At 41.8% G+C, this 6973-nt stretch carries 7 protein-coding genes; 3 read left to right on the forward strand and 4 right to left on the reverse strand.

The window, feature by feature from the left end; translation table 11 throughout:
• Positions 1-32 precede the first annotated feature (32 nt).
• Positions 33-737, reverse strand: coding sequence for a 2OG-Fe(II) oxygenase (locus tag H5183_RS21160; protein WP_145238009.1), 705 nt, complete (start codon positions 735-737; stop codon positions 33-35).
• A gap of 31 nt (positions 738-768) precedes the next feature.
• On the opposite strand from H5183_RS21160, the gene H5183_RS21165 reads away from it, so the two are divergent.
• Positions 769-1167 (forward strand): thioesterase family protein, encoded by a 399-nt coding sequence (locus H5183_RS21165; protein ID WP_182732655.1) that lies wholly within the window; start codon positions 769-771, stop codon positions 1165-1167.
• Positions 1168-1174: 7 nt separating this feature from the next.
• Here the strand turns inward: H5183_RS21165 and glpD are convergent, their stop codons facing one another.
• The 3 genes from glpD to H5183_RS21180 form a co-directional block, all read right to left on the reverse strand.
• The gene (gene glpD, locus H5183_RS21170) at positions 1175-2668 is read right to left on the reverse strand and encodes a glycerol-3-phosphate dehydrogenase (RefSeq protein WP_182718912.1); all 1494 of its coding nucleotides are present in this window, start codon (positions 2666-2668) and stop codon (positions 1175-1177) included.
• 47 nt (positions 2669-2715) lie between these two features.
• Entirely contained in the window at positions 2716-4218 is a 1503-nt protein-coding gene (gene glpK, locus H5183_RS21175) for a glycerol kinase GlpK (protein WP_182732656.1), read from the reverse strand.
• 175 nt (positions 4219-4393) lie between these two features.
• Entirely contained in the window at positions 4394-4639 is a 246-nt protein-coding gene (locus tag H5183_RS21180; RefSeq protein ID WP_145238021.1) for a YdcH family protein, read from the reverse strand.
• A gap of 268 nt (positions 4640-4907) precedes the next feature.
• On the opposite strand from H5183_RS21180, the gene H5183_RS21185 reads away from it, so the two are divergent.
• Together H5183_RS21185 and H5183_RS21190 are read left to right on the forward strand one after the other, a co-directional pair.
• Complete coding sequence (locus H5183_RS21185) at positions 4908-5489, forward strand: aminodeoxychorismate/anthranilate synthase component II (RefSeq protein ID WP_145238024.1); 582 nt, start codon at positions 4908-4910, stop codon at positions 5487-5489.
• A gap of 57 nt (positions 5490-5546) precedes the next feature.
• Positions 5547-6707, forward strand: a complete 1161-nt coding sequence (locus H5183_RS21190; protein ID WP_145238027.1) for an HDOD domain-containing protein — start codon at positions 5547-5549, stop codon at positions 6705-6707.
• The last annotated feature ends 266 nt before the right edge of the window (positions 6708-6973 follow it).

Genomic DNA, 6973 nt, shown 5'->3' on the forward strand with positions numbered 1-6973 from the left:
CCGCTTACCGCTTACCGCTTACCGCTTACCGCTTAGGCCTGTGGCTGCCCGTATATTTGCTCTGCGCGGTTAAATAGCACCCACGACGTTAAAATATATTTATCATTCGATACTGGCTTATTACCGCGATGAGTATGAGTAAAGTAGCCTGGGGCAATCACCATAGTGCCTTTTTTCGGAGCTATCTTACGATTTTGATAATAAAACTCGGTTTCACCGCCTTCTTCAACATCGTTTAAATAAAACATAAATAACAATACTCGATGCAGTGCTTCGTTATGGTGTAACTGTGGGTACACTTCACTATGCCAATACGGGTAGCCGCCTTTGTTAACTTCGTATTTTTGCGCTTGGATATTACCGAGTCGAAAAATTTGCTGTACCAATAAAGGTAATTGCGGTTTACCTACCTCGTCAAAATTAGCTTGCGTTAAATCAACAGGTTGTCCTGTTTGGGGGTGGTACACTTTTAAACCAAACGCCCCAATCATTATAAAAATATGTTCTTCAATGTAGTTAAAAACATATTGTGCAGTAGTTTGTTGAATATGTTTTAATTGCTCAGCGTATTCAGGATGATTGTTTAAGTGTAAGTCGTGGCTATCTTTTTTATTAAGATCTATGCCGCCTGATGTCATCCCTTGTTTTATATGCGGGCTTTGCGAAAAGGTGGTGATAAAGTTATCGCAAAAGTCATTACTGAGCGCGTTGTCATACACGCGGATAAAGTCCGTCATGAGTTACCTGTTTAATTATTATTGGATTATTATGTTTACTGAAAAAGTGATGCCGCGCTTTAGCGAAACGGATGCACTCGGACACATCAACAATACCGTACTCCCTGTTTGGTTTGAAGCCGCACGTGCACCTATTTTTAAATTTTTTACCCCCGATTTAAATCCTCACGATTGGAAGCTTATTATTGCTAAAATTGAGGTGTCGTTTGTAGGTGAGTTGTTTTACTCGCATGAAGTAAGTATTAAAACATCGGTAGAGCATATTGGCAGCAGCTCATTTGTGCTTCGCCAAGAGGCGTGGCAGCAAGATAAATGCTGCGCAATCGGTAAAACAGTGCTGGTACGTTACGACTTTGCCGCTAAAGCTAAGCAAGCTTTATCTAGTGTTGAAAAAGCAGCCTTAAATGAGCATTTTATTGCAGCTTCTTAATGTGTAGTTAGTAATTTAAGGTGCGCAAGTAGTTATCTAAAGCGGTGACTTGCGCTTTACTAAAGCGTAGCCCGAGCTTTGTTCTACGCCACAATATGTCATCGCTGGTTTTTGCCCACTCTTTGGCAATTAGGTAATCGACTTCTTGAGCGTATAGACCATGGCCAAAATGACAACCTAAGTCAGCCAATGCACTGCAATTACCTAGCAGTGCATTAGTTAGCGTGCCATAGGAGCGTACCAGCCTATTTAATAATAACTCAGGCAACCAATTATATTTTACTTGTAGTTGCGTTATTAACGTCGCTTTTTCACTAAAATCTCCGCCTGGTAACGGCGCGCTTTTTGTCCACGCTTCAGTCATATGAGGATAAAATAGCGCGAGTTTGTCCACAGCATTTTCTGCCAGTTTTCGATAAGTAGTTATTTTTCCGCCAAACACACTTAACAAAGCAGCCTGATTATCATCATTATTTAATATCAGCTTATAATCGCGGGTTACAGCTTGAGCATCTGCTGAGTGGTCATCGAGTAATGGCCGTACGCCACTGAATGTATGTACTATATCAGTCGCTTCAATCGGGGTTTTAAAGTAATGATTAGTAATATTGATTAAGTAACTAATCTCTTGTTCGCTAATTTTTACATCTTTAATGGTGCCGGTATATTCTTCATCCGTAGTACCAATCAAGGAATAGTCATCTTCAAAAGGAATGACAAAAACAATACGTTGATCTTCATTTTGGAGAATATAGGCACATGGCTCGTCATGAATACGTGGCACCACGATATGGCTGCCTTTGACTAAGCGAATATGCTGTGGTGATGGCTGAATAAATACATTATCAAACAATGAAGCAACCCAAGGGCCTGCGGCATTAACAATGCATTTGGCTTTGATTTGTAGTTGCTGCTGGGTCGTTTGTTGCGCTAGAGTTACATCCCAATGTTCAATATTGCGCTGTGCCTTGATACAACGAGTACGCGTTGCTATGGTTGCTCCGTGTTGTTCGGCGGCAAGGGCGTTTAAGATCACTAAACGCGCGTCATCTACCCAGCCATCAGCATATTCAAACCCTTGTGTAATTGATGCATTCAGCACACTGTCTTTTGTGAAAATAATCGACTTGGAAGCGGGCAGCGTGTCTCGTTTACCTAGATGGTCGTAAATAAATAATCCTAGGCGGATCATCCATGGCGGCCGCAAATGTGACTGATGAGGAAGCCTAAACGAGAGCGGCCAAATAATATGCGGTGCTTTTTTTAATAACACTTCACGCTCTAGCAATGCTTCTTTTACTAACCTAAATTGATAGTGCTCTAAATAGCGCAGCCCGCCATGAATAAGCTTACTGCTGTTTGATGAGGTGGCTGAGGCTAAATCGTCTTGCTCACACAATAATACTTTCAAGCCTCTACCACTTGCATCTGCTGCAATACCAGCACCATTAATGCCACCGCCAATGACAAGTAAATCATATTCGTTATCGAGTAACTGCACGGGTGAACCTTAAAGTTAGTTGTTAATGCCAGATTATATTAACGCGATTAGCCGTCATTCTGCGGATTATTAGCAAGCGTCACTTGCGCAATACAATGTAGCCATTTTGCATATAAATCGTTACGCTCAAAGCTACTCATAGTTGGCTCAAAGCGGCGGTCACATCGCCACATAGTTGCTAGTTGCGCTGTTGATTCATAAACACCACTTTGCAGGCCTGCTAAATAGGCGACGCCAAGCGAGGTGGTTTCGGTTAAGGTGGGGCGCTCAACACTCGCACCTAAAATATTAGCTAAAAACTCCATAGCCCAATTATTATTAGCCATACCGCCGTCAACGCGCAAGATGCTGGGGCGCAAGCCATCCCCTTCCATCGCTTTTTGTAAATCTTTAGTTTGATAACCCACTGATTGCAAAGCTGCAGCGACAATCGTACTAATACCTGAATCTCGAGTAAGCCCTAAAATAGCACCTCGGGCATTGGCATCCCAATAGGGAGCGCCTAAACCTGTAAAAGAGGGCACTAAAAATACCCCATGATCTAAGGGAACACCTTTGACGAGGGCTTCACTTTCTCCCGCGCTTTCTAATAATTTCAAGCCCTCTACAATCCACTGCATGGTGGCACCTGCCATAAAAATACTGCCTTCAATGGCATACGTAGGTTTGCCGTTAAGTCTATATGCGATGGTGGTTAATAAGCGATTGTTTGACTTTAGTGCTTTATCGCCGGTGTTAAGCATTAAAAAACAGCCTGTTCCGTAGGTGCTTTTTGCCATACCTTCTTCAAAACAAGCTTGGCCAATTAAAGCGGCTTGCTGATCACCCGCTATGCCGCTAATTGGTATTTCACCACCAAATAACTCGCTGCTAGTAACACCAAAGTCAGCCGCTGAGTCCATTACTTCAGGTAGCATCGAGGCTGGAATATCAAATAAGGCGAGTAAGTCTTCATCCCAGCATTGCTGGTGAATGTTAAACAGTAATGTGCGAGAGGCATTGGTTGCATCGGTTTTGTGTACTTTACCATCGGTTAATTGCCATAGTAAGTAGGTGTCTACCGTACCAAACGCCAGCTCACCTGCTTGTGCTTGCTCTTTAGCGCCAGTGACGTTATCTAAGATCCAACGAATTTTGGTGGCAGAAAAGTACGGATCGAGTAATAAGCCGGTTTTATCATTGACGATTTTACTGTGCCCAGCATCGCGCAAACTATCACAGTACTGGCTAGTGCGTCGGTCTTGCCACACAATCGCGTTGTAAATAGGTTGCCCAGTTTTTTTACTCCACACTAAGGTGGTTTCTCGTTGATTAGCAATGCCTATGGCAATAATGTCGGTAGCCGTTACCCGTTGCTGCGCCAATACGTTTTTAACGCTCGCGAATACGGTTTGCCAAATATCTACAGGATCGTGTTCAACCCAACCATTTTGCACAAAGTGCTGCGGGAAAGTTTGTTGGGCTGTGCCAAAAACCTCGGCATCTTTGGTGTATAAGATGGCGCGAGAGCTCGTCGTTCCTTGGTCAATCGAGAGTATGTATTTGCACATAAAATATAATGTTATTTAACTTAGATAAAGATAGCTTGTCTCTAAGCTAAACGAATAGCAATGCTTTTGCACCATAATGGATGTAATTTTAGGCAAATAGGATGAGTGAAAGGGAGTTAAGGCTCAGTGCTGGCGCTTAGTTTTAAATAAGCGCCAGATATATATAATATAATTATTAGTTGGCAGCATCAGCTAATTGCTGATGGAGCCAATCTTTTAATGCCATTCTATCGTGTTTTAATTGATGCATTGCTTCATCATCAATAGGGGCATCTTGTAACTCCAGGACACGGATTTCTTTATCAATTGCATTGTATTGCTTTGCCCTTGCCGCGAACTCTTCATTATCAGTGTTGAGCTTAGTGATAGTGCTTTGGTATTCAGGGAAATCTTTAGTTAATGAATGATCTTCGCCTAACATAGGTCGCTCCTTATTAAAGCGTGTTACATATTAATCTCGATAGATAAACACGCATGGGTTTTAGTCAAATTAAATGCTCTGAGGCGTTTTGCCAATACAATAGAGCTTGGGCTGATTTAAAATAAATCAACATCAAGCTCAGTATTATCGTTATTAAAGTAATTTCCCTTTGCCTGAATACAAAACACTGACACCCGTGCGGGCTTAAGTTAGAATATGAACGCAGGCAGTTGCCTGCAAACAATTTCTATTTTGAGTGCTTTATTACATGCTTTTAATGATCGATAACTACGACTCGTTTACCTACAATTTGGTACAGTATTTTCAACGTTTAGATCAAGAGGTGCTAGTAAAGCGCAATGATGAGATCTCGGTTAGTCAAATTGCCCAGTTAAACCCTAAGCATATCGTGATATCTCCCGGCCCATGTTCACCAAATGAAGCGGGTATATCTTTGGAGCTTGTTGAGCAATTAAAAGGTCAATTTCCAATTTTAGGTATTTGTTTAGGTCATCAAACAATAGCACAAGCACTAGGTGCGAACATTGTTAGGGCAAAGCAAGTGATGCATGGTAAAACCTCGCCAATTTATCATGCTAATCAAGGTGTATTTGCCGGCTTACCAAATCCATTAACAGTTTGCCGTTATCATTCGTTGGTTGTTGAACAAGATAGCATTCCTGATGAGTTGCAGATCACCGCTTGGACCGAAACTGAAAGTGGCCAGTTAGATGAAATAATGGGCTTAGTTCATAATAGCTTAGCGTTAGAGGGGGTACAATTTCACCCAGAGGCAATTTTAACGCAGCGAGGACTTGAATTACTTGCTAACTTTTTAACTCGGTTCTAGGCTTATGCTAACAAACGTAGTAGCTTCCCTTAATTTATTTATAAAAGATAACTATTAATGACAGATGAAATACGCCAACAAAGGACAGCTAAGGCATTAGAGCAACGAGCCCATGATTTGTTGCTTGGACATAGCTTTGCGCAACGTCAAATTGGCTATATTCATACTCTAGATATAAATTATGGTGAGGCGATGAAGCAGCGCACCTTACTTGAGGTTGAAGTTGCTGCGCAAAAAATACGTAAACTCTCCAGTACTTCGCATCATAAGTACCGCGCTCAAGCCAGCCAGCAGTTACATCAAGTTATTGATACCGCCATGAACAAGCAGTTAGCCGATATTGATACGGTACTACATGAAACCATTGGTATTGAAGATAATGTCCCCGCGATTTTAGACATACTTGCGGTAAAATCAGCATCGGTAGGGCGCCTTGAGCCATTAGTTAAAGATTTAACTTGGTTAGGACGTGAGTTAGTTGCTTTTGTGAATTTGCCTTATTATCGCGCGCAGCGCAATAAACATACTTCGGTAAAAGTTGATAATCCCTCTTTAGCTCTGCGTTATATTGGTTTAGACAACTTACAGTTTGTAGTGCCAACCTTTGCGGTACGTCATTGGATGCCACACAGCACCGAACCATTTCCATTATTAAAGCGTCGCCTACGCGATAACTCAATGGCTTGCGCGATTGCGGCGCAAGAGTTGGCTAAGCTCAATGGTATTAATGAAGTACATGCATTTACTTTGGGTATGTTACTCGATGTTGGCAAGATAGCTTTGATTCGACTCTATTTACGTACATTCGAACGAGTGTGGCAGCGCAAAGTAACCCTTGCCCGAGAAGACCAACATAAAGATCTTCACACCGCATTGTTAGAGTTAAAACCTGATCCGTTATTTTTAAGTACTTTACTTAATCAGCATGCGCTAAAAGTCACGGCGACGGTGATTGATAAAATGGCGTTTCGGTATTTACCTTTTAATGCTGTGTTATCGCAGTTGATTAATGGTGTGTCCAAAGGGGATTCACTATTGCCATTAGCGATGTTAATGCAAAAGGCACGTTGTTATAGTCAATGTGTTACTTTGAGCGAACATCAGCTGGTGGAAAGTGATGAAAAATCACTCTGGTTTGATTACGTTGGGTTATCAAAACAGGAACTAGAACAGCTTGAAAAAACCAATTTGCAGCACTTTCATATTAAAATTGACTAGGGCGTGTTTATCTTTCGAGGTTGAATTTGCAGCAGTGTGTTTGGTATTTAGGCAAGGCAGAGCCTATGTAGTGTGGTTGTTCCCCATAAATAGGCGATAACGCAGCATCAATGCCAAACACGCGCTGCCCGAAGGGTTCTTCCTAGGGGCGATTAACTCTTTGTTACTTACATGGATGTCATAGGTAAGATCTTAAGAAATTGAGTTGAAGCTCAATTCATGATCAAATGGTTGTTACCACACAAACCACAGAATCAAGAAAAGAG

It is taken from the genome of Pseudoalteromonas sp. SR44-8, assembly GCF_014163635.1.
GTDB classification, from domain to species: domain Bacteria; phylum Pseudomonadota; class Gammaproteobacteria; order Enterobacterales; family Alteromonadaceae; genus Pseudoalteromonas; species Pseudoalteromonas rhizosphaerae.

Coding starts and splice junctions, on each gene's coding strand:
- H5183_RS21185 (WP_145238024.1), top strand. CDS start 4,908: ATGCTTTTAATGATCGATAACTACGACTCGTTTACCTACAATTTGGTA.
- H5183_RS21165 (WP_182732655.1), top strand. CDS start 769: ATGTTTACTGAAAAAGTGATGCCGCGCTTTAGCGAAACGGATGCACTC.
- glpK (WP_182732656.1), bottom strand. CDS start 4,218: ATGTGCAAATACATACTCTCGATTGACCAAGGAACGACGAGCTCTCGC.
- H5183_RS21190 (WP_145238027.1), top strand. CDS start 5,547: ATGACAGATGAAATACGCCAACAAAGGACAGCTAAGGCATTAGAGCAA.
- H5183_RS21180 (WP_145238021.1), bottom strand. CDS start 4,639: ATGTTAGGCGAAGATCATTCATTAACTAAAGATTTCCCTGAATACCAA.
- H5183_RS21160 (WP_145238009.1), bottom strand. CDS start 737: ATGACGGACTTTATCCGCGTGTATGACAACGCGCTCAGTAATGACTTT.